Below are 25,387 nucleotides of genomic sequence, written 5' to 3'. Positions count from 1 at the left end.
TGCCTTGGCTTGTTGTAGGAGCGGCGTATGCCACGAAGCCACTTTAGTCTCATGCAGCAGGAGCTTCGCGGCTTACGCCGCTCCTACAAAAAAGCAGGGCTCCACAAAGCAAAAGGCCGACGCATGCGTCGGCCTTTTCGTTGCCCTCAGCGACCGCTGCGGGTCTTGCTGCCGCTGCTGGTCGGCGGTGGCTCCGTCGGTTTGCTGCCACCTGCCGGCGGACGGGTGCCGCCAAAGCCGGCGCCCATGTTGCGCTGGAATTCCTGCCACAGCTCCAGGTTGCGCTCGGTCAGCTGGTTCATCATCGCCCACGGGGTCTGCCCGAGCAGGTTGCCCATCTGCTGGCGGAACTGCTGCTGCTGGTCCAGGAACACCTGCATGCTGCGCTCCAGGTAATTGCCCATGAAGCCCTGCAGGGAGTCGCCGTAGAAACGGATGAGCTGGCTCAACAGCTGGGTCGACAGCATCGGCTCGCCGTCCTGCTCCTTGTCCGCGATGATCTGCAACAGCACCGAACGGGTCAGGTCGTCGCCGCTCTTGGCGTCGCGGACCTCGAACTCCTCGCCATCCAGGATCAGCTGGCGGACGTCTTCAATGGTGATGTAGCTGGAAATCTCGGTGTCGTAGAGCCGGCGATTCGGATACTTCTTGATGATGCGGGTCGCAGCCATTAAGCGGTCACTCGTCACGGTTAGGTGCGCAGCATGGCGCAGTGCAGCAGGGCTTGCAACCGCCAAAAGTACAGGTTGCAAGGCTCGGTGAAGTGTATTTTTGTTGCGCAGCACGCAAAGTGCCGGACTGCAGCAAGGACCAGGGCTTACCAGCCCATATGGTGGCCGCCGTTGATATCCAGATTGGAGCCGGTGATCCAGCTGGCCTCCTCGGCGACCAGGAAGGCGACCGCATAGGCGATTTCCTCCGGCTTGCCCAGGCGCCCGGTGGGGATGTCGGCAATGATCTTGGCCCGTACCTCCTCGGGCACTGCCATCACCATGTCGGTGGCCACGTAGCCCGGCGAGATGGTGTTGACGGTGATGCCGAAGCCTGCGTTCTCACGGGCCAGGGAAATGGTGAAGCCGTGCATGCCGGCCTTGGCGGCGGCGTAGTTGGCCTGGCCATACTGGCCCTTCAGGCCGTTGATCGAGCTGATCTGGATAACCCGGCCCCAACCGCGCTTGCGCATGCCCTCGATCACCGGGCGGGTGACGTTGAACACCGAGTTGAGATTGGTGTTGATCACCTCGTGCCATTGCTCCGGGCTCATCCGATGGAAGGTGGTATCGCGGGTGATGCCGGCGTTGTTGACCAGGATCTCCACCGGCCCTAACGCGGCCTCGGTAGCCTGGATCAGGCTGCGGCCGCTGTCCGGGTCAGCCACGTCACCCTCGAACAGGGCGATGTCGTAGCCCTTCTCGCGCATGCGCTGCTGCCACTGCTGGGCCTTTTCGGCATTGCGGAAGTTGGTGGCGACCCGGTGCCCTTGGTCGGCGAGGCGTTGGCAGATGGCGGTACCAATGCCGCCGGTACCACCGGTGACCAGTGCGACGCGCGATGTCATGGGCTCAACTCCAGGGCAGATGTGCAGGGCAGCCCATGATTCTAATGAAACTGCGCTCAACCCGGGGGCTGCAGAGGCGCGCGCACCGAGGTTTTTTGCAGCCGCGCCGGCACAAAGGCGGCGGCCGCCTGCTGCAAGGTCTCGGCAACGCTGGTACTGGTCTCCAGCGCTGTCGGCGATTGGCCCAGTGCGGCCCACAGCCAACGCAGCACGGGCACCGGTTGGGCACTGTCCACGGGTACGGCAGCCTGTGACTTGGAGAGTTTCTGGCCGTCGCTGTCCAGCAGCAGCGGCAGGTGCAGATAACCCGGGGTTGGCAGCCCCAGGGCCTGTTGCAGCAGGATCTGCCGTGCGGTCGATTCGATCAGGTCGGCACCGCGCACGACATGGGTAATGCCCTGCTCGGCGTCGTCCACCACCACTGCCAGCTGATAAGCCCAATAACCATCGGCGCGCAACAGGACCACGTCGCCGACCTCACGGTCCACGTCTTGCTGCTGCAGTCCCTGGAGGGCATCGTCGAAGCTGACATGGCTGCCATCGGCCACGCGCAGGCGGATCGCTGCCTGCGGGCGCTGCTGGCTGGCGACACAGCGGCGATGAATGCCCCCTTGGCTGGACAGGTCGGCGCGGCTGCAATGGCAGGCAAATGCCTTGTCCTGTGCCAACAATTGCGCAATCGCGGTTTGATAAAGATGGCTGCGTCGGCTCTGGTACTGCACCGGCAGGTCCGAGTTCAGGCCGAACGCGGCCAGTGTGGCCAGCTGCGAATCGACCGCCCCGGGCACTTCCCGCGGCGGGTCGATATCTTCGATCCGCACCAGCCATTGGCCGCCGGCATGGCGAGCCAGCAGCCAACTGCCGAAGGCAGCCAGCAGGGAGCCCAAATGCAAAGGGCCGGTCGGGGAGGGCGCGAAGCGGCCGAGGTAGGGAGTAGCTGGCATCGAAGCTGAATCGTCGGTCAGATTAATGCTTGAATTCAAGCTGTCTGCGCCGCAAATTGACTGTATCTCCCATCCTCACGGATCTGTTTCCCATGTTTACCCGTATCGGGCTGTTTCTTCTGACCAACGTCGCGGTGCTGATCCTGGCCAGCGTCGTCATGTCCCTTCTGGGCGTGAATTCCTCGCAGATGAGCGGCTTGCTGGTCATGGCGGCCATCTTTGGCTTCGGTGGCTCGATCATCTCGCTGCTGCTGTCCAAGTTCATGGCCAAGCGCGGCACGGGCGCCGTCGTCATCACCGAACCACGTAACCCGACCGAACGCTGGCTGCTGGACACCGTGGCCCGCCAGGCCAAGGCGGCCGGTATCGGCATGCCGGAAGTGGCGGTGTATGACGCGCCGGAAATCAACGCGTTCGCCACCGGTGCCAACCGCAACAACGCGCTGGTGGCGGTGTCCACCGGCCTGTTGCACAACATGAGCGAAGACGAGGCCGAAGCGGTGCTGGGCCATGAGATCGCGCACGTCGCAAACGGCGACATGATCACCATGGCGCTGCTGCAAGGCGTGTTGAACACCTTCGTGATCGTGTTGGCACGTGTGGTCGGTGGTGTCATCGACAGCGCGCTGTCGGGTAACCGCGAAGGCGGCGGCCGTGGTTTTGCCTACTACATCATCGTGTTCGTGCTGGAAATGGTGTTCGGCCTGTTCGCGACGATGATCGCGATGTGGTTCTCGCGCCATCGTGAGTTCCGCGCTGATCAGGGCGGTGCCTCGCTGGCCGGCCGGCAGAAGATGATCGCCGCGCTGGAGCGTCTGAAGCTCAATCATGGCCAGAGCACCTTGCCGACCCAGATTGCCGCTTTCGGTATCGCCGGCTCGGCGGCCAAGAAGCTGTTCCTCAGCCATCCGCCGCTGGATGAGCGCATCGCCGCGCTGCGTGCCTCGACGGTGGCCTGAGCCGGGTTCTTGCGAGGCTTGGTGAGCGCACGGCATCGTGCCGCCACCCTGGCCCCCTTGGTACAGGATTGATCGAAGACAACGCCCCGCAAGGGGCGTTGTCTTTTTGCATGGATGGCATGGACGGATGGGTATTGCCGGTGGCCGCGGGCGAAGGCGGTTCGGTGATTTTCTGTCCGATGAAATCGGACGGTGGCCTTCACCCTGTGCCGGTTTGTGGCTACCCTCTGGACCTTGGAGACGAACGGAGAGCGGGCAGTGCAGGACGCACACTATTGGGCGATGGAGTTCTGGAACGGGCTGAGCGTGCTGGATTTGATCGGCGGCTCGGTATTGGGGACGGTGGTGGGGTTGGCGCTGGGAGTGGCGGTGTGGGTGCTGCTGGCGCGCCGCGGTGGCCTTGCGCGGCGACGGCGCTGGCATCACTGGCTGATTGCCAGCTATGTGGTGGTGTTGCCGCTGCTGTTTGCCTTCATCGGCCTGCAGTTGGGCCTGGTCGCGGGCGGCCAGCGCGCTTTGTACAAGCAGATCGATCACTTCCAGCCGCACCTGCAGGCCGCCACCGAGCATTGGCTGGTGGATTTCAAGAATTCGCTGGATACGCCGGAGCTGGAGGCGATGCTGCGCGATGATGTTTCCGCACACGAAGCTGCGCGCATTGCGGTGGAGTCCTATCTCAGCGAACGCCGCCTGGCCGATGTCAGCGTGCTCAAAGGCGAGAGCCTGCCGCAACGCTGGGCGCGCAAGGGCATCGAGCACCTGCGCAGCGAGGTGATGCTGCGGTGGGTGGAGGACAGCCTGGTCGAGCAGGTGGGCGGGCGCAGCGGGCTGGATAAGGCTGTGTTCCGCGAAGCGCTGGGCATGCGCATGAGCGAGTTGCTGCATACCAAGGGGGTGATCCGCCTGCTGAAGGCGCAGATCGGCTCGATGATGCCGGGTATCTATTTTGGCTTGCTGCTGCCGCTGCTGATCGTGATGGCGCTGGTATTGCTGGAGATCTGGCTGGCCAGCCGATATGGCTGGGGCCGGCAGCCGGTTGTCGGCGCTGCGGTGGTTCCCGCTGTATCCGCTGGCTGAGCCGGCCTGACGTTTTTGTGGAAGCGGCGTAAGCCGCGAAGCTGGCATTGCCGGGGCGTCGGCGGCCTGTGTCATCTGATGGATTTCCTGCTTCGCGGCTTGCGCCGCTCCCACAGGAAAATCGGTGCACCGCGCTTTGCCCACAAAAAAACCGATGCCAGAACGCTGGCATCGGTTTTCGGATGATTCACTGCGATGGCAGCTGAATCAGAACTTCGGGTCGAACTCGGCGGCGTAGCCGGTGTTGACGATGACCTTCTGCAGGGCTTCGCACACCTTGATGTTGCCGGCCACGACCTGCTGGGTCTCCGGGCCGCGCGAGTCCATGCGGTCCAGGGTAGCGCCGCGGTAGTTGCAGACCTTGCCGCCGGCTTCGCGTACCAGCAGCACGCCGGCAGCAATGTCCCATGCCTTCACGCCAGCCTCGAAGTAGGCGTCGGCGCGGCCGCAGGCCACGTAGGCCAGGTCCAGCGCGGCGGAGCCGGTGCGGCGCACATCCTCGGCCTGCACCAGCAGGGTGTCCACGGTCTTGAGCTGGGTGCTGGCGCGGCTGCGTTCGCGCGGGGCGAAGCCGGTGTGGATCATGGTGCCTTCCAGGTCCTTGCGGTCTGCCACGCGCAGGCGACGGTCGTTGAGCACGGCACCGTTGCCCTTGGAGGCGGTGAACAGCTCGTTGCGCAGCGGGTCGAAGATCACCGCGTCGGTCGGCTCGCCGTTTTCAACCAGGGCAATGGAGACACAGTAGTGCGGGAAGCCGCGCAGGTAGTTGCTGGTGCCGTCGAGCGGGTCGATCACCCACATCATGCGGTTCACGCCCTGGATACCGCCCTCTTCACCGAAGATGCCGTATTCCGGATAGGCGCGCTTGAGTTCCTTGACGATTACCTTCTCAGCGTCGGCATCGACTTCGCTGGCGTAATCCATCCGACCCTTCTGCACGACGTTCAGGGCTTCAAGCTTGTTGATGTTGCGGAGCAGGACGTTGCCGGCGAGGCGGGCGGCCTTGACCATGACGGTTACGGCGGGTTTCTGCATGGCGAAAGGCTCCCGTGAAGGCAGAGATCGGATTGGCGGGGGAAAAGAGCGGGTCCGGCGCATTGACCGGCCGCGCAGTTTACCATCTACAGCTGTCTCGCTCCTGATTTTTTAACGCCATGTCCGTTTCTGCTCATATTCGCTTCGTTCTTGTTGGCACCCAGCACCCCGGCAACATCGGCGCGGCGGCCCGTGCGATGAAGACCATGGGGCTGGCACGGCTGGTCCTGGTGGCCCCGGAAAAGCCGCTGGATGATGTGGCTTTCCGGCGCTCGGCGGGTGCCGAGGATGTATTGGGGGATGCGCCGGTGTTCGCGAGCCTGGCGGAGGCGGTGGCCGATTGTCGGCTGGTGATGGGCTGCACCGCGCGCGCGCGGCGCGTGCAACTGGAGGAGCTGCTACCGGAAGTGGCCGGTCAGCGTGCGGTGGCCAAGGCTGCCGAGCCGGCCGAAGTGGCGTTCGTGTTCGGTCGCGAGCGCACCGGTCTGACCAATGAGGAGTTGCAGCTCTGCCATGCCGCCGTACATATCCCGTCGGACCCTGAATTCAGCTCGCTGAACCTGGCTGCGGCGGTGCAGGTGCTCGCCTACGAAGTGCGGATGGCCGCGCTGGAGGCCGAGGCGTCCGCGCCGGCGCCGGTTGAACTGGGTCATGGCGAGGCACCGGCCAGTCATGCCCAGCTGGAGGGCTTGTTCGGCCAGTTCGGCGACACCCTGGACCAGATCGACTTCCACAAGGGCCGCGCACCCGAGTCGGCCATGCGCAAGTTGCGCCGTCTGTTCATGAAGGCGGAGCTCTCGGAACAGGAGGTGCGGCTGATGCGTGGCATCCTGTCGGATGCCCAGCGGATGGCGCGATTGGCTGGACAGAAAAAAACTGAGTAATGCATCACGGTTTGTAAAAACCAGTACTCTGTGGGGATGGATCAGCGGGGGGTGTCGTTTTGGGTGTCTTGCGATGGCTTTGGGGAGCCGTACTGACACTGGTTGCACTGCAGCCTGTGGCGGTCGGGGCGGTTGATCGTTCGGTGTTGGTATTGGGGAGGATCAGTGATGATCCGAAGGCGCACTACGACCAACTCAAGCCACTGCTGGATTATGTGGTGCCACGCATGCGCGAAGTCGGGATCGTCGAAGGACGCATCCTGATGGCCAAGGACGCGCAGCAGATGGGCAGCTATCTGCGCCGCGGCCGGGTGGACTGGGTTACCGAGACGGCCGGCACGGCGATGGCGCTGGGCCAACGCGCCGGTGCCAGGCCTTTGCTGCTGACTGAACGCAATGGCGTGGGCAGCTATCACAGCGTGTTCTTCGTGCGTCGCGACAGTCCGGTTACAACCCTGGAAGGTTTGCGGGGGCGCACCCTGGCGATGCAGAGCGCGTTGTCCACCAGTGCCTACCTGGTGCCCGCGATGGAGCTGCTCGACCATGATGTGCAGCCCGAGATCCTGCTCGACCCGCGTGACACGCCGGTCGAGGACTCGGTCGGCTATGTGTTTGTGCGCTCGGAGCTGAATATCTCCACCTATGTGCACAAGCGCGTGGTGGATGCCGGGGTGATCAGCAGCATCGACTGGAGCGACAACCAGGCCATGCCGCCGGCGTTCCGCCAGGACATGCGGGTGCTGTACCGCAGCGAGCCCATTCCGCGCGCGGTGGAAATGGTGCGCGCCGACCTGGATCCGCTGGTGCGTGACCGCTTGCAGCAGGTGCTGTTGCAGGCCAGCAGTGATCCGCTGGCCGGTCCGGCACTGGCCAAATTCTTCGGTACCACCGGTTTTCACCCGGTGGACCCGGACAATCTGCGCGCGCTCGAACGGTTGCGGCGGGGTTTGGCCCGGATCCGGATGGAGGTGGAATGAGCAGGCCCCGGTTTGGATTGCAGGCCCGTTTCCTGCTGGCCAGTGGTGCAGCGCTGCTGGTGGTGCTGGCAATCGTTTCTCTGATGTTGGTGCGCCAGGCTTCGGCGCAGCGGGAGGCCTTGCGCAACAGCGGTGAGGTGCTCGCCCAGGTGTTTGACCAGGGCGTGCGCGAGCGTGGCACGGCGTTGGCCAATGCCTTGGCCGATACCCTGGTCAATCCGCTGTATTACTCCGATCTATCGGCCATTGGCACGCTGGTACGCAATACCGCCAGGCAGGAGTCGGTCAGCTATGTATTGGTGTATGACCCCGAGGGCCGGCTGATCCATGACGGTTCCTTCGACGTCGCCGGTTACGGGCAGCCGATGCAGGATCCGCTGGCTGCCGCTGCGGTCGCGACAGACAAGTTGCAGGTGCAGGAATCGCCGTCGATCCTGGAGGTGGATGTGCCACTGTCGATAGGCGAACAGCGCCTGGGCGGCCTGCGCGTGGGCATGAACCTGGCACCGGTACGCGCACAGGAGGCCAGGTCCATGCAGGCGCTGGAGCAGCGCGTGCAGGATGCGCAGCGGCGCGAGCTGGGCTGGGCAATGGCGCTGATGCTGCTGTTGATCGGCTTCGCCTGCGTGATGGCGTTCTATGTGCAGTACACGCTGGTAAGGCCGATCCGCTGGTTGGGCGCGGCGGCGCGGCGCATTGAGCGCGGTGACTACCTCATCGAGGCGCAATCGACCCGGCGCGGCGATGAGATCGGCGAACTGTTGCGTACCTTCGACCGCATGAGCCAAAGCATCGCCCGGCATGACCGCGATGTACGCCAGATGGCGTATACCGACGCGTTGACGGGCCTGACCAACCGGCTCGCCTTCCGCGAGGCCTTGGACCACCGTCTGCTGGGCGCGCGCGCTGCCGGGCGCGGCCTGGCGCTGCTGTTCATCGATATCGACGAATTCAAGCGGGTCAATGACACCTTGGGCCACGAGGCCGGCGACGATGCGCTGCTGCAGTTCGCACAGCATATTGCCGCCGCGGTCGAGGAGATTGGTGGCGACGACGCCTTGCTGGCCCGTTTTGGTGGCGATGAGTTCGTCATCCTGATCGGTCAGGGCGCGCGCAGTGCCGCCGAGATCGCCAAGCAGCTGGCCGATCGGCTGGTGATCGATCTTGCCAAGCCGCTGCAGGTACAGCAGCGCGAGATCTTCCTGGGCAGCTCGATCGGCATCACCCTGTTCCCGGAAGACGCCACCGATGCCACTGCGTTGTTGAAGAATGGCGACATCGCGATGTACCAGGCCAAATTGGCCGGCAAGAACTGCTTCCGCTACTACAGCCGGGCCATGGACCATGCGGTGGAGCGGCGCTTGCACCTGGAACAGGAGCTGCGTGGCGCATGGGAGCGCAACGAGCTGCGATTGGTTTACCAGCCCATCTTCCGTACCCGCGACCGCATGCTGTGCGGCGCGGAGGTGTTGCTGCGCTGGGATCACCCGGTGCTGGGGGCGATTCCGCCGGCCTTGTTCATCGACGTGGCCGAACAGAGTGGCCTGATCCAGGTGCTGGGCCCGAAGGTACTGCGCATGGCCTGCGAACAGGCCAGGCAGTGGCCGCGCAATCTGAATGGCGAGGAGCTGTTCATCTCGGTCAATGTCTCACCCAAGCAGTTGCGCAATGGCGATCTGCTGCAGGCGGTCGAGGCGAGCCTGCATGGCTCCGGTCTGGCGGCATCGCGCTTGCACCTGGAACTGACCGAAACGGCGGTCATCGGCGATGAGATGCTGGCGGTATCGTTGCTGGAGAAGCTGCATCGGGCAGGGGTGAAGGTGTGGCTGGATGACTTCGGCACGGGTTTTTCCGGGCTCAGCCACCTGCGCCAGGTGCCGGTGGACGGGGTCAAGATCGACCGCAGTTTTGTCGCCGACATGGAGCGCGATGCCGACGACCTGGCGCTCACCACCGCCATCATCGCGATGGCGCATGCATTGGGCATCACGGTGGTGGCCGAAGGCGTGGAGCAGGAGGCGCAGTTCGAGCTGCTCAGCCAGCGCGGCTGTGACCTAGTACAGGGCTACTGGCTGGGGCGCCCCTTGGACGCGCCCGGCCTGGTGGGGCTGCTGGAGCAGGGGGCGATGGCGGCAATGCGTTGATGCCGTCGCCCCGGCCTGCTGCGCGGGCTAGAGCGGTCGCTTGCTGGTGTCGCCGGCGATCTCGCGCACCAGCTTGGGCACCAGATAACCGGAAAGCCGTGCCATCAGCCCGGCATGTAGGGCCAGTGCCCGTTCGTCGCTGACCTCGAAGTGTGCCGCGCCCTGCACCCTGTCCAACTGGTACAGGTAGTAGGGCATCACCCCGGCGGCAAAGCTGCGCTCGCTCAGTGCGGCCAACGCGTCCAGGTCGTCATTGACCCCGCGCAGCAGTACGGCCTGGTTGAGCAGCTGTGCACCGGTGCCGCGGATGCGTGCCAGCACGGCATCCACCTGGGCATTGAACTCATTGGCATGGTTGGCATGCAGTACGAAAGCCACCGGCCACGGCAGGCCGGCCAGCCATTGCACGAAGGCGTCGTCGACGCGCTCGGGCAGCACCACCGGCAGGCGGCTGTGGATGCGCAGGCGCTTGATATGCGGGATAGCGGCCAGCGCCTCGGTCAGCTCGGCCAGCTTGGAGGTGTTCAGTGACAGCGGGTCGCCGCCGGAGAGGATGACTTCGTCGATGCCCGGGTCGGCGGCGATCACGGCGACGGCTTCCTGCCAGCCGCCCTTGGCCGCATTTTCACCGGCGTAGTCGAAGTGGCGGCGGAAGCAGTAGCGGCAGTTGATCGCACAGCTGCCGGTAGTCACCAGCAGGGCGCGACCGCGGTACTTCTGGATCACCCCGGTGGCCTTCTTGGCTGCGCCGTCGCCCACTGCGTCGAAGCTGAACCCGGGCACGATGCGCATTTCCTCGTCGATCGGCAGCACCTGCCGCAGGAGCGGATCGGCCGAGTCACCATGGCGCATGCGGGCGACGAAGCTGCGCGGCACCCGCAAGGCGAACTGGGCGAGCGCCTCGGCCGATACGCCCAGCGCCTGGCCATCCAGCCCCAGCAGCGCCAGCAGCTCGGCCGGATCGCGGACGGCCTGGCGCCAGTGCGCCTGCCAGCGGTCGTCGGGCAGGGGCAGGATGGCTTTTTCTGGAGTGAGGGCGGGGGCTGCGGTTATCATTGGCGGTCAGAAAAACAGATGGCCCACCACACGGCGGGCGTTCCATTCTAATCCGGCCGTCCGCGATACGCGGCGGTTTTGCCAATCCAGGAGTTTCAGCATGGCCAGTTACGGCATGAACGACGTAAAGAACGGGATGAAAATCCTGGTCAACAACCAACCGGCTGTCATCATCGACACCGAATACGTCAAGCCGGGCAAGGGCCAGGCCTTCACCCGCGTGAAGTACCGCCTGATCAAGGATGGCCGCACGCAGGAAGTGACCATGAAGTCGACCGATTCGCTGGATGCAGCGGACGTGGTCGATACCGACATGAACTTCATGTACAGCGATGGCGAGTACTGGCACTTCATGGACCCGGAAACCTTCGAGCAGGTGCAGGCTGACAAGGCCGGCATGAACGGCGCAGAGAAGTGGCTGAAGGGTGAAGAATCCTGCGTGGTGACCCTGTGGAACGGCACCCCGATCGACGTGACCCCGCCGAACTTCGTCGAGCTGAAGATCGTCGAGACCGATCCGGGCGTGCGCGGTGACACCTCGGGCGGCGGCGGCAAGCCGGCCACCCTGGAATCCGGCGCCGTGGTGCGCGTCCCGTTGTTCGTCAACCAGGATGAAATCATCCGCGTTGACACGCGTTCGGGCGAATACTCGGCTCGCGTCAAGTGACGTAATGGCGCGTTTGCGTCAGCGCAAACGCCTTTGCCATTACGTCATCCCCGCGCAGGCGGGGATCGCTCTGGCTCCGGCATTTGCTTTTGTCATTGCACCATCCCCGCCAAGGCAGGGATGGGGGCGCAGGTAACATTGGGCTTCGGGCGACCTTTCGGAAGCCCGGAGCCTTTTTCGCATCCAGCCTTGGCTGGATGAATACAGCAACAGATCCAGAGGTGAACCGGCGTGAGTGATATCCAACCCCAGCAGTGCGATCTATTGATCGAAGCCGGTTACGTGGTGCCGGTAGAACCGCATGCGGTGGTGCTTGAGGACCACGCGGTAGCCATCAGCAACGGCGTTATCGTCGCGGTGCTGCCACGTGCCGAGGCCCGCGCACGTTTCTCCGCCAAGCAGGTCGTATCGCGCCCGGAAGCGGCGCTGATCCCCGGCCTGGTCAATGCCCACACCCATAACCCGATGACGCTGCTGCGCGGCATCGCCGATGACCTGCCGCTGATGACCTGGTTGCGCGAGCACATCTGGCCGGTGGAAGCGGCGGTGATCGGCCCGGAGTTCGTCGCCGACGGCACCACCCTGGCCATCGCCGAGATGCTGCGCGGTGGCACTACCTGCGCCAACGAGAACTATTTCTTCGCCGACGTGCAGGCGGCTGTCTACAAGCAGCACGGCTTCCGCGCGCTGGTGGGTTCGGTGGTGATCGATTTCCCCAGCGCATGGGCCAGGACCGACGACGAGTACTTCGCCCGCGCCACTGAGCTGCATGATGCCTGGCGTGGCGACCCGCTGATCGGCACCGCATTCGCGCCACATGCGCCGTATACGGTGAACGATGCCAATTTCGAGCGGGTGCGGATGCTGTCCGACCAGCTGGATATCCCGGTGCACCTGCACACGCACGAGACCGCGCAGGAAATCAGTGATTCCATCGCCCTGCATGGTCAGCGCCCGCTGGCGCGGTTGGACCGCCTGGGTCTGGTCAATGACCGCCTGATCGCCGTGCACATGACCCAGCTGACCGAGGCCGAGATCCACCTGTGCGCCGAGCGCGGCGTCAGCGTGGTGCATTGCCCGGAGTCGAACCTGAAGCTGGCCTCGGGCTTCTGCCCGGCCTGCGCGCTGGTGCGCGCCGGGGTCAACCTGGCCATCGGCACCGACGGCTGTGCCAGCAACAACGACCTGGACATGTTCAGCGAAAACCGCACCGCCGCCATCCTCGCCAAGACCGTGGCCAACGATGCGACCGCGCTGGATGCGGCCACCACCCTGCGCGCATCGACGCTGGGTGGCGCCCGTGCCTTGGGCTTCGGCGACCGCATCGGTTCGATCGAGGTCGGCAAACAGGCCGATCTGGCCTGCGTGGACCTGTCTGCGCTGGAAACCCAGCCGCTGCATCATGTGTTGTCGCAGCTGGTGTATGCCGCCGGCCGCCATCAGGTCAGCGACGTGTGGATTGCCGGCAAGCCCAAGCTGGTCCAGCGTCAGCTGGTCGACATGGACATCGCCGCGATCACCGCCAATGCGCGCCAGTGGCGCGACCGCATCCGTACCACCCGCGCCTGAGTGCGCAACCGGCCGCCCCACGCGGCCGCACGAGGAAACCGATATGAGCGCAGCTTCCACTTCCACCAATTTCGATCAGGCCGAACTGGACAAGTTCGCCGCCTTGGCCACCCGCTGGTGGGACGCCGACGGCCCGCAGAAGCCGCTGCATGCGCTGAACCCGGTGCGTCTGAAGTACGTGGCCGACCGCGCCAGCCTGCGCGGTGCCAAGGTTCTGGATATCGGCTGCGGCGGCGGCCTGCTCAGCGAAGCGCTGGCAAAGGAAGGGGCGCAGGTGACCGCCATCGATCTGGCCCCGGAGCTGGTGAAGGTCGCGCGTTTGCACGGTCTGGAATCCGGCGTCAGCGTTGATTACCGGGTGCAGGCAGCCGAGGACCTGGCCGCAGAACAGCCGGGCAGCTACGACGTGGTGACCTGCATGGAGATGCTGGAGCACGTGCCTGATCCGGGCGCCATCATCGCTGCCTGCCATCGTCTGCTGCGTCCGGGTGGCAAGCTGTTCCTGTCCACCATCAACCGTACCCCGGCGGCGTTTGCGGTCGCCATCGTCGGTGCCGAGTACATCGCCCGGCTGCTGCCCAAGGGTACGCACCACTACCAGGAATTCATCAAACCGGCCGAGCTGGGGGCGTGGCTGCGTGCCGCCGACCTGTCGCTGCAGGATGTCAGCGGCATGGCCTACGAGCCGTGGCGCAACCGCGCCCGCCTGAGCAGCCGTACCGACATCAACTACCTGGCCTACGCGGTCAAGCCGGAACAGGCATGAGTGCGGGCAGGTTCCCGGCAGCGGTGCTGTTCGACCTGGACGGTACCTTGCTGGACAGCGCGCCGGACTTCGTCGTCACCGCCAACCGCATGCTGCAGGCACGCGGCATGGGCGAGGTGACGCTGGAGCAGCTGCGGCCGGCAGTATCCAAGGGCGCGCGGGCGATGCTGACGGTCGCCTTCCCGCACATGGCCGATGCCGAACGGCACGCGCTGGTGCCGGAGTTCCTCGAAATCTACGAGGCGCTGATCGGCCAGTACGCGACGCTCTTCGATGGCGTTGAGACCATGCTGCGGGCTCTGGAAGAGGCAGGCACCACTTGGGGCATCGTGACCAACAAGCCGGAGTACCTGGCCCGCCTGATCCTGCCGCAGCTCGGCTGGGAGCAGCGTTGTGCGGTGCTGATCGGTGGTGACACCCTGGCCGAGCGCAAGCCGCACCCCTTGCCGCTGGAGGTCGCCGCACAGCGGATCGACATCGCCGCCAGTGCCTGCGTCTACGTGGGCGACGACGAGCGCGACATCATCGCCGCGCGCGCGGCCGGCATGCCGTCGGTGGCCGCGCTGTGGGGTTACCGCCTGGATACGGACGACCCGCAAAGCTGGCAGGCCGACTGCCAGTACGAGCAACCGCAACAACTCTGGCAGCCCGCCGCATGGCCAGCTACCCAACCGGCTTCGGCCTGATTCAACAACGAGGTTTGATGTGAGCAGTGCGCTGGACAGCTTCCTGGACAAGTGGCGGGAGCGTTGGCCGGAATGGGCCTTCGTGGAGCGGTTTGTCGACGAGGCCGATCGTGCCCGCAGCGTGGCGTGGTTCGCGCTGTTGCAGGAATTCGATGACATGCTCAATGCCAGCGGCGACACCACGCCGCAGGATGCCAAGCTGGCCTGGTGGGGCGAAGAGTTGCGTAGTTGGGACAGCCAGCGCTCGCGGCATCCGCTGGGTCGCCTGCTGGAGCCGGTGCGGGCGCCGTGGTCGCAGTTGGCTGATGCCTTGCCGAGCTTGATCGATGCGCGTGATCGCGTGGCCGATGGTGCCCAGGCGCGCAAGGTGTTGGCGCAGTACGCGACTGCGGCTGCGGCGGTGGAGGCGGCGATGTTTGGCAGCAAGCCTTCACCGGCGGCTGCCGAGGCGCTGACCACGCAGATGCTGGCGCTGCGGCTGCAGGAAAATGCCGCGGCGGTGCCGCAGGCCTTCAGCAATGAGATGGAATGGGACAAGGCCTTGCAGGCGGCCTGGCCGTCGCGCGTGGCCGGTCCGCGCCCGCGCCGTGTCTATGCGGTGCTGGCGCGTGGGCGCCAGCAGGCGCGCATCCGTGGTGGCGAATACCAGCCCAGCCCGGCGGGCCTGCTTTGGCGCAGCTGGTGGGCGGCGCGGGGCTGAGGCGGTAGGGCGGAGTTTGCCGGAGTCGCTCCCTTCTCCCGCTTGCGGGAGAAGGTGCCCGAAGGGCGGATGAGGGCAGCTTTGCGCTGTTGCTCTACGAGCTTCGCGGCTTACGCCGCTCCCACAACCATGGTTGGGGTGTGCCTGTAGAGCCGAGCCATGCTCGGCTGAGGCTCTACCACCGGTAAGGCTTTTGCCGAGCATGGCTCGGCACTACAGGTGAAGCTTTTGCCGAGCATGGCTCGGCACTACAGTCGCTTTGCTCTATTTGCCGCGTTCCAGCACCAGCAGCGGGTCGATGCGGGTGTCGAACCAATTCATGCCCCAGTGCAGGTGCGGGCCGGTTGCGCGGCCGGTTGCGCCGACTGCGGCGATGTTCTGCCCCTGCTCGATCCTGTCGCCGACCTTCACGTCGATCCGTGAGAGGTGCAGGAAGTTGGAGCTGATGCCGAAGCCGTGGTCCAGCACCAACGTGCCGCCAGTCAGGTACAGATCCGGGCCCGCAAATGTCACCACGCCGGCCGCCGGCGCCTTTACCGGGGTGCCGGTGGGCACGGCGATGTCCATGCCGGAATGGCCGCTGCCCGGCTGCCCGTTGTAAACCCGCGCATTGCCGAAGCGGCCACTGATGCGCCCCTGTACCGGCCAGATGAAGGTCTGGGTGAAGTCGGTGCGGTCGTCGTCGCGCTTGCGCGATTCGGTCACCAGGGCCTGTTCACGGGCAATGCGCTCGGCGATTGCCGGTGGCGGATTCACGGTCTTTGGCGGTACGCCGTTGACCCGTTCCACCGGCCAGTCGCGCGCAGTCACCGCAATCGAAACGCTCTCGCTGCCGCCATCGGGGCGCTGCACCTGTACCTGCAGCGGGCCTTTCTCGTCACGGCCGATGCCGAATACAACGCTGCCGTAGCTGCTGACCCGCAGCTGCCGGCCCGCATAGCGGACCGTGCTGCCCGCCGGTACCTTGCCGATCACCATCGCGCCCTGCGAGGCACTGGCAGGGAACACGACCCGGTTGTCGAGCAGGTTGCCGATGCCATCCTGCGCCTGCGCGGGCAGGGCGGTGAGCAGGGGCGCTGCGAGCAGCAGCGCACCCATCATCAGGACCGAACGCATCAACGGTCGTAGGTCATGCGCTGGCCGGCCGGTGCGCCGACCAGCTTGCTGCCGTCCCATACCTGCTGGCCGTTGACCCAGGTGGAGGCGATGCGCGAGCGGAAGGTGGTGCCCTCGAACGGCGACCAGCCGCACTTGGACAGCACGTCCTCGCGCTTGACCGTGAACGGCACGTCCTCGACCAGTACCAGGTCGGCGAAGTAACCCTCGCGCAGGAAGCCACGTTCTTCGACGTCGAACAGCTGCGCCGGGGCGTGGGCGAACTTCTGCACTACCTGTTCGCGGGTCAGTTTGCCTTCGTGCACGCGCTCCAGCGCGGCGACCAGCGCGTACTGCACCAGCGGCAGGCCAGACGGGGCCTGGGCGTAGGGCTTCTGCTTTTCTTCCCAGGTGTGCGGGGCGTGGTCGGTGGCCAGCACGTCGAGCACGTCATCGGCCAGCGCGGCGGTGATGGCCTCACGGTCGGATACTTCCTTGATCGCCGGGTTGCACTTGATCAGGTTGCCCTTGGTGGCGTAATCCGGGCGCGCGAAATGCAGGAAGTGCACGCAGGTCTCGGCGGTGATCTGCTTGCGGCTGCCGTCGGCGCGGATCAGCGGGCCCTTCTCGAACAGCGCCAGCTCATCGGCGGTGGAGATGTGCAGCACGTGCAGGCGGGTGCCGTGCTTGCGTGCCAGCGACATTGCCAGGCGGGTGGACTTGATGCAGGCCTCGCGCGAGCGGATGTCCGGGTGCATGTCCGGGGTCAACGCGTCGCCGTATTTTTCCTGGAAGGCCTTCATGTTGGCGTCGATCATCGGCGTGTCTTCGCAGTGCGTGATGATCGGGGTAGGGCACTCGCGGAAGATCGCGTCCAGGGTTTCCGGGTTGTCGACCAGCATGTTGCCGGTGGAGGCGCCCATGAACACCTTCACGCCCGGGGCCTTCTTCGGGTCGAGCACGCGGATCGCTTCCAGGTTGTCGTTGCTGGCGCCGTGGTAGAAACCGTAATTGGCCCAGGCGCGGCCCTTGGCCAGTTCATACTTGGCTTCCAGGATGGTCGAGTCCAGGGTTGGCGGGTTGGTGTTGGGCATGTCCATGAAACTGGTCAGGCCGCCGGCCACGGCGGCCGCCGACTCGCTGGCGATATCGCCCTTGTGGGTCAGGCCCGGTTCGCGGAAGTGCACCTGGTCATCGATCATCCCGGGCAGCAGCCAGCGCCCGCCCGCATCCACCACCTGCTCGCCGTCGCGCGGGGTCAGGCCGCTGCCGATCTGCGCGATACGATCGTTCTCGATACGCAGGTCGCCGTCGAAGGTTCGGCCTTCGTTGACCATGCGGGCATTGCGGATGAGGGTGGAGGACATGTCAGTGTTTTCCTGTGCAGCGGCAAGAGGGGGAATCGGCGCGCTCCGGGACCGGATCCAGTCCGCCCGGATGGAACGGATGGCAGCGCCCCAGCCGGCGCAGGGTAAGCCAACACCCCCGTAGCGGACCGTGTATACGGATCGCGTCCATGGAGTATTCCGAGCAGCTGGGGTAGAAACGACAGCGCGGCCCAAGCAGGGGGCTGATGAAGCGCTTGTAGCAGCGCAGTACGGCAATGAGGAGTCGGCCGATCACTGCTTAATGATAAGCCACTTGGCAAGCGAGCAGGATTTGTCGCAGGATGCGGGATGGCACCGGTAAAGACGACGTGCTTTCCGCTGCCAGCCAGGGGCGATGACGCGCCTGGTTACGTTCCGAACTGCGCGAAACGGTCCGGTGACGCCACCGGACCCGAACTGCACGGGCCGGGCATCCGTTCACATACGGTGCCCGGCGCGGTTGCTGCTGCTGGTCGGGTAGGCTATAAAGGCCCGCTTTCCCGGGCCCCGGGGGAAACAAGGAAGAGCGTTTCGTGGCTGCTAAAAAACCTGCAAAAAAGGCCGTCAAGGTCGCCAAGAAAACCGCCAAGCCCGTAGTCAAGAAGGCGGTGTCCAAGCCGGTTGCAAGCAAGCCGGTGGCCAAGGCTGCCAAGCCGGCCGCGAAGAAGGCACCCGCCACCAAGGCGGTTGCAAAGAAAACGCCGGTCAAGCCAGTAGCGCCTGCCAGCAAACCCGCCGCCAAGAAGGCTGCGGTTAAGACGGTAGTCGCTAAAAAGGCGACCCCCGTTGCCAAGAAGGCCGCAGTTAAAAAGGTGACCAAGCCGGTTGCCGCGCCAGTTGCCAAGAAGGCGGCTGCGCCGGTTGCCAAGGCCACCAAGCCAGCTGCCAAGCCGGTGGTTAAAAAGGTGGCCGAACCAGTGGCTGCCAAGACGCAGAAGACACCTGTCAAACCCGTGGTCAAGTCCGTACCGAAGCCAGCTGCAAAGCCGGCGGCGGCCAAGTCTGTCCCGGTCGAAGTCGCCAAGACGGCCCCAGCTCCGGCACCTGCGCCGGTTGCTGCCAAGCCGGCTGCCGCAGCCAAGACCCCGCAATCCAAGAATCCCGTGCCTGTTTCGAAATCCAACGTCAAAGCTCCCGTCAAATCCACCGCTCCTGTTGCTGTCCGTCCGGTCGGCAAGGTTGCAGTCGCCGTAACCGCGCGTTCGACCGCCCCGGCACCGCGCAGCAAGTACAAGGTCGTCGAGTACGACATCGACGAGGCCACTGGCCGTCCGATCCTGCCGGCCGGCTACAAGCCGAGCGCGGATGAGGAGTACATGAGCACGCTGCAGCAGGAGTACTTCCGCCAGCGCCTGCTCAACTGGCGTGCGGACCTGGTCGAGGAATCGAAGCAGACCATCGAAAACCTGCGCGACGAAGTACGTGACATCGGCGATGAGGCCGAACGTGCCACCCGCGAAACGGAGAACTCGCTGGAACTGCGCACCCGCGACCGTTACCGCAAGCTGATCGGCAAGATCGACAGCACGCTCAAGCGTCTGGAAGCCGGCGACTACGGTTTCTGCGTCGATACCGGCGAAGACATCGGCCTGGACCGCCTGGAGGCGCGTCTGACCGCCGAGCGTACGATTGATGCGCAGGAACGTTGGGAACACCTGCAGAAGCAGCAGGGCGACTGATACCCGCGCCGTCATTGATCCACGGAAACCCCGCCAAGGCGGGGTTTTCCTTTTCCGGAGACGTCATGTCCACTCAACAAGACTTCATGCGCCGTGCTGTTGCGTTGGCACGGGCCAATATCGCCGAAGGCGGGCGCCCGTTCGGCGCGGTGCTGGTCAAGGATGGCCAGGTATTGGCCGAAGCGGCCAACAGCATCCATGCAAGCCAGGATCCCACCGATCATGCGGAGATGCGCGCCATTCGTCATGCCAGTGCGGTGCTGGCATCGCCACGTCTGGACGGATGTGTGGTCTATGCCAGTGGCCATCCCTGTCCGATGTGCCTGGCTGCCATGTATCTGTGTGGCATCGAGCAGGCATGGTTCGCCTATTCGAACGAGGAAGGAGAGCCATTTGGCCTGTCCACGGCCGCGGTTTACACGCGTCTGGCGTTGGGGCCGCAGGCGCCCGGGTCGGGGCTCGGTGTGCTGCGCCCCGAGGGCGAGCAGGGCTTGTATGCCGAATGGGCGGCAGCACGCTGAAGCGCTGCCGCGGTGAGCTCAGGTGATCTGCAGCGACTGCTGCAGCCGTTGCAGATAGTCTTCGAAATACCTGTCGAGGTCGATCTTGCCCGGATGACGCAGCCACAGAAGTTGCAGGCCATCCATCATCGCAATCAGTTCGGCGGCGATCTGGTCCGGATCCGCCGTCGGCGTCACCTCACCGCACTGCTGGGCATGACGCAGGCTGTGGGCGATGTACTGGAGCATCAAGCCGGAACGGCGGTGGAACCAGTCCTGTGCAGGATGATCCTCGCTCAGGCTTTCGGCGTTGAGTAGCGAAAACGCCTTGATCACGCCGGGGAGCTCGGCATTGGCGCGATTGACCAGACGCAGCTGCTCCAGCACCCGCGACCAGGGAAGCGGCGGGCCCGCTGCCGCTTCCTCCAGCGTGTAGTCGTGCGGGTAATCCGGCAGGCGTGGGCTGCGTTGGTCGCGTACCTCAAGCACCGCCAGCAGCATCTCCGTCTTGCTGGGGAAATGATGCAACAGGCCTGGCAGGGTCAGGCCGACCTGGTTTGCAACCTCGGCGAAGGAGGCGTTGCTGAAGCCGTTACGTGCGAATACGTGCATCGCCGCATCAAGAATCTGCTGACGTCGCTGCTCGCCCTTGGGCGAACGACGGCGTGCGCGGGCGATGGTCGAGGTCTGGGGTGAGGTTGGCAAAGTGCGATCCGGCGATGGCATGAGCGGGAGTGTATCCGGCGCGACGGCAGGCGTTGTTGTCCGCCGATCTGTACCCACGTCACAGTTTTTGACAAACCTACCAAGCGATAGGTTTACTGCCGCCGCGTCGCCGTAACGGTCAATGCGGGTAGTGCCGCAACACCCTCCTGCAGAGGGACTGCTTCGAGTCGGGCCTGTCATCGCATTGCCAGCGCGATGGCAGCGGAGCGGTCGACTCCAGCCGAGGAAGAACTGCCGGAATGCCGACGCCGGAATGCCTGCAGCGGAGAAACATGCCCGCGCAGTGCATGCCGAGCCGCTGTGTCCTTGCGGTCGGCGGATGTCACAACGCTGACCGCTCTTCATCACCCTGGGAGAGAGAAGCAATGCGCACGTACTGTTGTACCGGAAGGGGCAGCATCTTCAGCAGGTTGCTGTCGTTGTCTGTACGGGCAAGCGTCAGGATTACCAATACCGGCAGGGTTGCCGGCCAGGAAGTGGTGCAGGTCTATGCCAGCGCGCCACAAGGCGCGTTGCAGAAGCCAGCACAGGAGCTGCGTGCGTTTGGCAAGACGGGTCTGTTGCAGCCGGGGCAGTCGCAGGTGCTGCGGTTCGAGATCGATGGCAAGGATCTGGCTTCGTTCGATAGCAGCCGCGGGCGTTGGGTAGCGGACAGGGGCAGCTACAGCTACAGCCTGCGCGTGGGGGCGTCGTCGCGGGATATCCGCCTGCAGCAGGCATTCGAGAAGGAGCAGGAGAGCGAATACGCGCCGTGACGCGTTGTCAGGTGTGACGCCGCGCCGGGGCATCACCGCCCCGGCGATTTCGTATTCACAGGTCCTGAAGGTTGTCCAGCCTGCGCAGCTGCGGTGCTTTCCATGCTGTGATGGCTGCAACGCCGAGCACCGCACAACCGCCGATGACCACGGCGGTCACCAGCCCCAGCAGGCGCGCCATGCTGCCGCCGTAGAACGCACCCAGCTCGTTGGAGGAGCTGATGAAAATGCCGTTGATCGACGACACCCGGCCGCGCATCTCATCGGGCGTCACCAACTGCATGATGGTCGAGCGCACCACCACCGAAACGCCATCGCAGGCGCCGTAGAACACCAGGATGGCGGCCGAGAGCCAGAAGCTGCGCGACAGCCCGAAGGCGATCACGCACAGGCCGAAGCCGGCCACGGCGAACAGCAGCACGCGCCCGGCGTTGCGGCGCAGCGGGTGCCGGGCCAGCCACAGGCCGACCGCAATCGAGCCCAAGGCTGGAGCTGCGCGCAGGATGCCCAGGCCTTCCGGGCCGTAATGCAGGATGTCCTGGATGAAGGCCGGCAGCATCGCCACCACGCCGCCGAGCAGTACCGAGAACATGTCCAGCGCCATCGCGCCCAGCATGATCTGGTTGGACAACACGAAGCGTGCACCCTCGGCGATGCTGGCAAAGATCGGCGCGCGAGTCTGTGGGGGTGCCGGTTCGCTGACCTTGAGCGAGGCGAGGGCGACCAGTGCCAGCACAGCCATTGCCGCGGCCACGCCGTAGGACAGGCCCTTGCCGCCTACGGCCACCAATACGCCGCCCAGCGCGGGGCCGAGCACCATGCCGGCCTGGAACACCACCGTGCCAAAGCCGGCACCGCGCGCGAACTGCTCACGCTTGAGCACGCGGGCGAACAAGGCGTTGTAGACCGGCGAGAGGAAGGCGCGGACCATGCCGGTCAGCGCGACGGCCAGGTAGATCGGCCACACGCCCTTGACCGGCAGCCAGCCGCTGGCGACGGCGACCAGCATCAAGGCGGTGGCGATCAGGCCCAGGCAGGCGGTCATGCCCAGTTTGCGACGTGGCAGGTGATCGACCAGGTAGCCGGCAAACGGCGCCACGCAGAAGTAGGGCAGTACCTCGGCCAGGCCGATCAGGCCCAGCGAGAATGGATTGCGGGTGACTTCATAGATATGCCAGCCGACCGTGACCGCGACGATCTGGTAGGACAGCATGCCGGCGATGCGGTACAGCAGCAGCTGGGTGTAGCCGGGTTGGCGCAGCAGCTCGCCGATGGAGCCGGAGTTGCTCACTGGCGGGCTTGGGCGGTGTCGCGGATGAAGGCCAGCATCGCTGCCAGGCCGTTGCTGCGGGTTGGCGACAGGTGCTTGGCCAGGCCGATGGCGGACACGTAATCCGGATCGGTGGCGAGGATTTCAGCCGCCGAGCGGCCCGAGTACACGCGCAGCGCCAGATAGATCAGGCCCGAGACAATCGCCGAGTCGCTGATCGCATGGAAGACCAGCTTGTCGGCATTGCCTTCGGGCACGATCCAGACCATGGATTGGCAGCCGAGCAGGCGGTGCTCTTCGGTCTTCCATTCTTCCGGGAAGGTGGGCAGCTTGCGGCCGAGGTCGATCAGGTACTGGTAGCGCTCGGACCAGTCACCGAAGAAGGAGAACTCCTCGGCAATGGCGGCCTGGGCGTCGGCGGCGGTGGGTTCGAGCGGGAAGGGGGAGTTGGTCATTGTGGGTCCTGTGCTTGGCCGCTCGCCTTGGTGGTGAGCGGCTTTGGGTGGGGTGGTGGGAGGACTCTCCCTCACCCCAACCCCTCTCCCGGAGGGAGAGGGGCTCAGTGCGCCGCGAGCCGGCGCTATGTATGCAATTGCAGCTTCCGCTTAAGCCCCTCTCCCGTGAACGGGAGAGGGGTTGGGGTGAGGGGAAGCCTTACCCGCGCTTCCAGCGCACGCCCTGCGGCGTGTCTTCCAGCACGATGTTCTCCGCCGCCAGCTGGTCGCGGATGGCGTCGGCGCGGGCGAAGTCGCGTGCCTGCTTGGCGGCGATGCGCGCGTCGATCAGGGCCTGGATGCGTGCGTCGTCGCCTTCGGCGGCGCCACGCCCGAACCAGTCGGCCGGCGCCTGCTGCAGCAGGCCCAGGGCCAGGCCGGCGCCCAGCAGCTCGCGCTTCAGCCGCTGCTTGTCGTCGCTGGACTCGGCCTTGCGCGCCTCGCTGGCAATGCGCGCCACTTCGGCCAGGGCCAGCGGCGTGTTGAGGTCGTCGTCCAGCGCGGCTTCGACGCTACCCGGGATGCTGGCGACAGCCTCCACATCGGCCAGATCACGCAGCGTGCCGTATAGCCGGTCCAGGGTGCGCACCGACTGCTCGATCAGCGCATCGGACCACTCCAGCGGCTGCCGGTAATGCGCCGACAACAGCGCATAGCGCAGCGCTTCCGGCGGATGCTGGCGGACCAGGTCGTGCACACGCTGGATATTACCGATCGACTTGCTCATCTTGCCGCCGTCGAAGTTGAGCATGCCGTTGTGCAGCCAGAAGCGGGCGAAGGTCTGCCCGCCGTGGGCGCAGACGCTTTGCGCGATCTCGTTCTCATGGTGCGGGAACTGCAGGTCGACGCCGCCGGCATGGATGTCGATGGTCGGGCCCAGGTGGGCGGCGGCCATTGCCGAGCACTCGATATGCCAGCCCGGGCGGCCACGGCCCCAGGGCGAGTCCCAGCCCGGCAGGTCGTCGCTGGAGGGCTTCCACAGCACGAAATCGCCGGCATCACGCTTGTACGGGGCGACCTCGACGCGGGCGCCGGCCAGCATTTCCTCCGGGTCGCGGCGCGAGAGCTTGCCGTAGTCGGCGAAGCTGGCGACCGAGAACAGCACATGGCCCTCGGCAGCATAGGCGTGGCCGGTGCTGATCAGCTGCTCGATCATCGTGATGATCTGCGGCATGTGCGCGGTGGCCTCCGGCTCGATATCCGGCGGTACCACGCCCAGCGCGGCCATGTCCTCGCGGTAGGCGGCGGCAAAACGGTCGGTGATGGTCGAGATCGGCACGCCCTGGTCCTTGGCCGCGGCGTTGATCTTGTCGTCAACGTCGGTGATGTTGCGCGCGTAGCGCAGTTTTCCGTAGCGGCGACGCAGCAGGTCGGCCAGCACCCCGAACACCACCGGGCCGCGCGCATTGCCGATATGTACATAGTTGTAGACCGTGGGGCCGCACACATACAGGGTGGGGGCGGCGGGGTCGAGCGGAGCAAACGGCTCCAGCTGCCGCGTCAGGTTGTTGTGCAGGCGCAGGGTCATGGCAATCCGGGGGTGAGCGAACCCGCCAATTCTAGCGGTCCGGGCCGGGTCGGGCACCCCCGGGCTGGGCAATACGCGTACGGATGGGTAATGTTCAGGCCCGGGGCAGCTGTGCTGCCTACACTAGTACCCGCCACCCGCGCCCAATGCTCCAGCCGATATCTTGATGAAACCTGCTCCATTGCTGTCGATGATCTGCCTTCTGGCTGGCGCCGCTGTGCCCGCATTTGCGCAGGAACCGGAGCAGCGCAATCGCGTGGTGATCATGGAAAACGTGCGCTACGACTACGCGCAGGTGCTCAATGTCGAGCCGGTGTTCCAGACCCTGCGGGCCAGCCGTACCGAGGAACACTGCGAGCCGGTGTCCACCCGCACGCTGGCACCGGTGCAGGTCAAGGGCGAAGAGGACAAGGGTGGGTTCCGCCGCTTCTGGGATTCGGTGCGCGGCATGTTCAGCCAACGCGAAGGGCAGGAGCAGGAAGAAGAAATGGCGTTTGCTCCGCAGGGTTCCAGTGCGTCCTCCGCGTTGCTGACCCCGGAGTGCAAGATTGTCGAGGTAGGCCGTGAGTTCCGCCGGCCTATCGCCTATGACGTGGACTACGTCTACAAGGGCATCAAGTTCCGCTCGCGTCTGCCCGAAGACCCGGGTAACCGGCTCAAGCTGCGGGTGTCGATAACCCCGGATATCGGCCAGGCACCGCCAGCGGCGACCAGCGTTCCCTGATGTTGCACCGCGACACTTGCGCCGGCCTGACCCGCGTGCGAGTATGCCTGACGATGAAAGCTACCAGCTTCCAGCACGAATCCAGCACCGCCCGGATGGCCTCCGGCATGACGTCCCGTGCCCGCCGACCGGAATCCCACATATTCGCTGGGTGACCGGAGCTTCGTGCTGTCTGTTCGGAAAACCCAGCCCAGGCTGGGTTTTTTCGTTTCTGGTTTGGCAAAAGT

The 25,387-nt window shown here is 65.2% G+C and carries 26 protein-coding genes; 14 read left to right on the top strand and 12 right to left on the bottom strand.

What is annotated here, in order from left to right; all coding sequences use genetic code 11:
* Positions 1-146: 146 nt before the first annotated feature.
* From phaR to gluQRS, 3 genes are all read right to left on the bottom strand, one after another.
* Positions 147-737 carry a polyhydroxyalkanoate synthesis repressor PhaR gene (gene phaR / locus ACVOLQ_RS10300; protein WP_481527913.1) on the bottom strand — a complete coding sequence of 197 codons (591 nt, stop codon included), beginning with the start codon at positions 735-737 and terminating at the stop codon, positions 147-149.
* An 80-nt stretch (positions 738-817) separates the two neighbouring features.
* The gene (phbB, locus tag ACVOLQ_RS10295; protein ID WP_313169608.1) at positions 818-1,558 is read right to left on the bottom strand and encodes a beta-ketoacyl-ACP reductase; all 741 of its coding nucleotides are present in this window, start codon (positions 1,556-1,558) and stop codon (positions 818-820) included.
* A gap of 56 nt (positions 1,559-1,614) precedes the next feature.
* On the bottom strand, positions 1,615-2,502 hold the full coding sequence (gene gluQRS / locus ACVOLQ_RS10290) for a tRNA glutamyl-Q(34) synthetase GluQRS (protein WP_481527912.1): 888 nt from the start codon (positions 2,500-2,502) through the stop codon (positions 1,615-1,617).
* Positions 2,503-2,594: 92 nt separating this feature from the next.
* On the opposite strand from gluQRS, the gene htpX reads away from it, so the two are divergent.
* Entirely contained in the window at positions 2,595-3,461 is an 867-nt protein-coding gene (gene htpX, locus ACVOLQ_RS10285; protein ID WP_313169611.1) for a protease HtpX, read from the top strand.
* A gap of 258 nt (positions 3,462-3,719) precedes the next feature.
* Positions 3,720-4,538: a hypothetical protein gene (locus ACVOLQ_RS10280; protein ID WP_481527911.1), complete on the top strand. Its 819-nt coding sequence runs from the start codon at positions 3,720-3,722 to the stop codon at positions 4,536-4,538.
* Positions 4,539-4,745: 207 nt separating this feature from the next.
* Here ACVOLQ_RS10280 and ACVOLQ_RS10275 read toward each other — a convergent pair whose 3' ends face one another.
* Positions 4,746-5,573 (bottom strand): inositol monophosphatase family protein, encoded by an 828-nt coding sequence (locus ACVOLQ_RS10275; RefSeq protein WP_313169615.1) that lies wholly within the window; start codon positions 5,571-5,573, stop codon positions 4,746-4,748.
* A gap of 119 nt (positions 5,574-5,692) precedes the next feature.
* Between ACVOLQ_RS10275 and ACVOLQ_RS10270 the strand changes: the two genes are divergently transcribed.
* Genes ACVOLQ_RS10270 through ACVOLQ_RS10260 form a run of 3 tightly spaced genes read left to right on the top strand, consistent with a single transcriptional unit; the run spans position 5,693 to position 9,578 of the window.
* The gene (locus ACVOLQ_RS10270) at positions 5,693-6,457 is read left to right on the top strand and encodes an RNA methyltransferase (RefSeq protein WP_313169616.1); all 765 of its coding nucleotides are present in this window, start codon (positions 5,693-5,695) and stop codon (positions 6,455-6,457) included.
* A gap of 59 nt (positions 6,458-6,516) precedes the next feature.
* Positions 6,517-7,434 carry a phosphate/phosphite/phosphonate ABC transporter substrate-binding protein gene (locus ACVOLQ_RS10265; RefSeq protein WP_481527910.1) on the top strand — a complete coding sequence of 306 codons (918 nt, stop codon included), beginning with the start codon at positions 6,517-6,519 and terminating at the stop codon, positions 7,432-7,434.
* Positions 7,431-9,578: a putative bifunctional diguanylate cyclase/phosphodiesterase gene (locus tag ACVOLQ_RS10260; protein WP_481527909.1), complete on the top strand. Its 2,148-nt coding sequence runs from the start codon at positions 7,431-7,433 to the stop codon at positions 9,576-9,578. The genes ACVOLQ_RS10265 and ACVOLQ_RS10260 overlap by 4 nt, the downstream gene beginning before the upstream one ends.
* A gap of 27 nt (positions 9,579-9,605) precedes the next feature.
* Here ACVOLQ_RS10260 and epmB read toward each other — a convergent pair whose 3' ends face one another.
* Positions 9,606-10,634, bottom strand: a complete 1,029-nt coding sequence (gene epmB, locus ACVOLQ_RS10255) for an EF-P beta-lysylation protein EpmB (protein ID WP_481527908.1) — start codon at positions 10,632-10,634, stop codon at positions 9,606-9,608.
* Positions 10,635-10,734: 100 nt separating this feature from the next.
* Here epmB and efp point away from each other — a divergent pair, with 100 nt between their 5' ends.
* The 5 genes from efp to ACVOLQ_RS10230 all read left to right on the top strand — a co-directional run bounded on the left by efp (position 10,735) and on the right by ACVOLQ_RS10230 (position 15,022).
* Entirely contained in the window at positions 10,735-11,301 is a 567-nt protein-coding gene (gene efp, locus ACVOLQ_RS10250; protein ID WP_313169621.1) for an elongation factor P, read from the top strand.
* Between the two features lie 231 nt (positions 11,302-11,532).
* Positions 11,533-12,870, top strand: a complete 1,338-nt coding sequence (locus tag ACVOLQ_RS10245; RefSeq protein WP_481527907.1) for a TRZ/ATZ family hydrolase — start codon at positions 11,533-11,535, stop codon at positions 12,868-12,870.
* A gap of 43 nt (positions 12,871-12,913) precedes the next feature.
* Positions 12,914-13,636: a bifunctional 2-polyprenyl-6-hydroxyphenol methylase/3-demethylubiquinol 3-O-methyltransferase UbiG gene (gene ubiG / locus ACVOLQ_RS10240; protein ID WP_313169624.1), complete on the top strand. Its 723-nt coding sequence runs from the start codon at positions 12,914-12,916 to the stop codon at positions 13,634-13,636.
* A complete protein-coding gene (locus tag ACVOLQ_RS10235; protein WP_481527906.1) occupies positions 13,633-14,322 on the top strand; it encodes a phosphoglycolate phosphatase in 690 nt (229 codons plus the stop codon). The genes ubiG and ACVOLQ_RS10235 overlap by 4 nt, the downstream gene beginning before the upstream one ends.
* A 19-nt stretch (positions 14,323-14,341) precedes the next feature.
* Entirely contained in the window at positions 14,342-15,022 is a 681-nt protein-coding gene (locus ACVOLQ_RS10230) for an isoprenoid biosynthesis enzyme family protein (protein WP_313493530.1), read from the top strand.
* 264 nt (positions 15,023-15,286) lie between these two features.
* Here ACVOLQ_RS10230 and ACVOLQ_RS10225 read toward each other — a convergent pair whose 3' ends face one another.
* Genes ACVOLQ_RS10225 through yidD form a run of 3 tightly spaced genes read right to left on the bottom strand, consistent with a single transcriptional unit; the run spans position 15,287 to position 17,740 of the window.
* Entirely contained in the window at positions 15,287-16,138 is an 852-nt protein-coding gene (locus tag ACVOLQ_RS10225; RefSeq protein WP_481527905.1) for a M23 family metallopeptidase, read from the bottom strand.
* Positions 16,138-17,484, bottom strand: coding sequence for a dihydroorotase (locus ACVOLQ_RS10220; protein WP_481527904.1), 1,347 nt, complete (start codon positions 17,482-17,484; stop codon positions 16,138-16,140). Before ACVOLQ_RS10220 ends, ACVOLQ_RS10225 begins: the two co-directional genes overlap by 1 nt.
* 1 nt (position 17,485) lies before the next feature.
* Complete coding sequence (yidD, locus tag ACVOLQ_RS10215; RefSeq protein WP_083491069.1) at positions 17,486-17,740, bottom strand: membrane protein insertion efficiency factor YidD; 255 nt, start codon at positions 17,738-17,740, stop codon at positions 17,486-17,488.
* 277 nt (positions 17,741-18,017) lie between these two features.
* Here yidD and dksA point away from each other — a divergent pair, with 277 nt between their 5' ends.
* Together dksA and ACVOLQ_RS10205 are read left to right on the top strand one after the other, a co-directional pair.
* Positions 18,018-19,163 carry an RNA polymerase-binding protein DksA gene (gene dksA / locus ACVOLQ_RS10210; RefSeq protein ID WP_481527903.1) on the top strand — a complete coding sequence of 382 codons (1,146 nt, stop codon included), beginning with the start codon at positions 18,018-18,020 and terminating at the stop codon, positions 19,161-19,163.
* 65 nt (positions 19,164-19,228) lie between these two features.
* The gene (locus ACVOLQ_RS10205) at positions 19,229-19,684 is read left to right on the top strand and encodes a nucleoside deaminase (RefSeq protein ID WP_481527902.1); all 456 of its coding nucleotides are present in this window, start codon (positions 19,229-19,231) and stop codon (positions 19,682-19,684) included.
* Between the two features lie 18 nt (positions 19,685-19,702).
* On the opposite strand, the gene ACVOLQ_RS10200 is transcribed toward ACVOLQ_RS10205, so the two are convergent.
* Entirely contained in the window at positions 19,703-20,368 is a 666-nt protein-coding gene (locus tag ACVOLQ_RS10200; RefSeq protein WP_481527901.1) for a TetR/AcrR family transcriptional regulator, read from the bottom strand.
* A 440-nt stretch (positions 20,369-20,808) separates the two neighbouring features.
* On the opposite strand from ACVOLQ_RS10200, the gene ACVOLQ_RS10195 reads away from it, so the two are divergent.
* Positions 20,809-21,144 carry a fibronectin type III-like domain-contianing protein gene (locus tag ACVOLQ_RS10195; protein WP_481527900.1) on the top strand — a complete coding sequence of 112 codons (336 nt, stop codon included), beginning with the start codon at positions 20,809-20,811 and terminating at the stop codon, positions 21,142-21,144.
* 55 nt (positions 21,145-21,199) lie between these two features.
* On the opposite strand, the gene ACVOLQ_RS10190 is transcribed toward ACVOLQ_RS10195, so the two are convergent.
* From ACVOLQ_RS10190 to cysS, 3 genes are all read right to left on the bottom strand, one after another.
* Complete coding sequence (locus ACVOLQ_RS10190) at positions 21,200-22,435, bottom strand: MFS transporter (protein WP_481527899.1); 1,236 nt, start codon at positions 22,433-22,435, stop codon at positions 21,200-21,202.
* Positions 22,432-22,869 (bottom strand): SufE family protein, encoded by a 438-nt coding sequence (locus tag ACVOLQ_RS10185; protein WP_481527898.1) that lies wholly within the window; start codon positions 22,867-22,869, stop codon positions 22,432-22,434. Before ACVOLQ_RS10185 ends, ACVOLQ_RS10190 begins: the two co-directional genes overlap by 4 nt.
* Before the next feature lie 199 nt (positions 22,870-23,068).
* A complete protein-coding gene (cysS, locus tag ACVOLQ_RS10180) occupies positions 23,069-24,442 on the bottom strand; it encodes a cysteine--tRNA ligase (protein WP_481527919.1) in 1,374 nt (457 codons plus the stop codon).
* A 160-nt stretch (positions 24,443-24,602) separates the two neighbouring features.
* Here cysS and ACVOLQ_RS10175 point away from each other — a divergent pair, with 160 nt between their 5' ends.
* The gene (locus ACVOLQ_RS10175; protein WP_481527897.1) at positions 24,603-25,160 is read left to right on the top strand and encodes a hypothetical protein; all 558 of its coding nucleotides are present in this window, start codon (positions 24,603-24,605) and stop codon (positions 25,158-25,160) included.
* Positions 25,161-25,387 lie beyond the last annotated feature (227 nt).

The sequence above is a fragment of the Stenotrophomonas sp. STEN031 genome (assembly GCF_056759975.1).
This window is presented reverse-complemented; position numbering and strand designations above follow the sequence as displayed.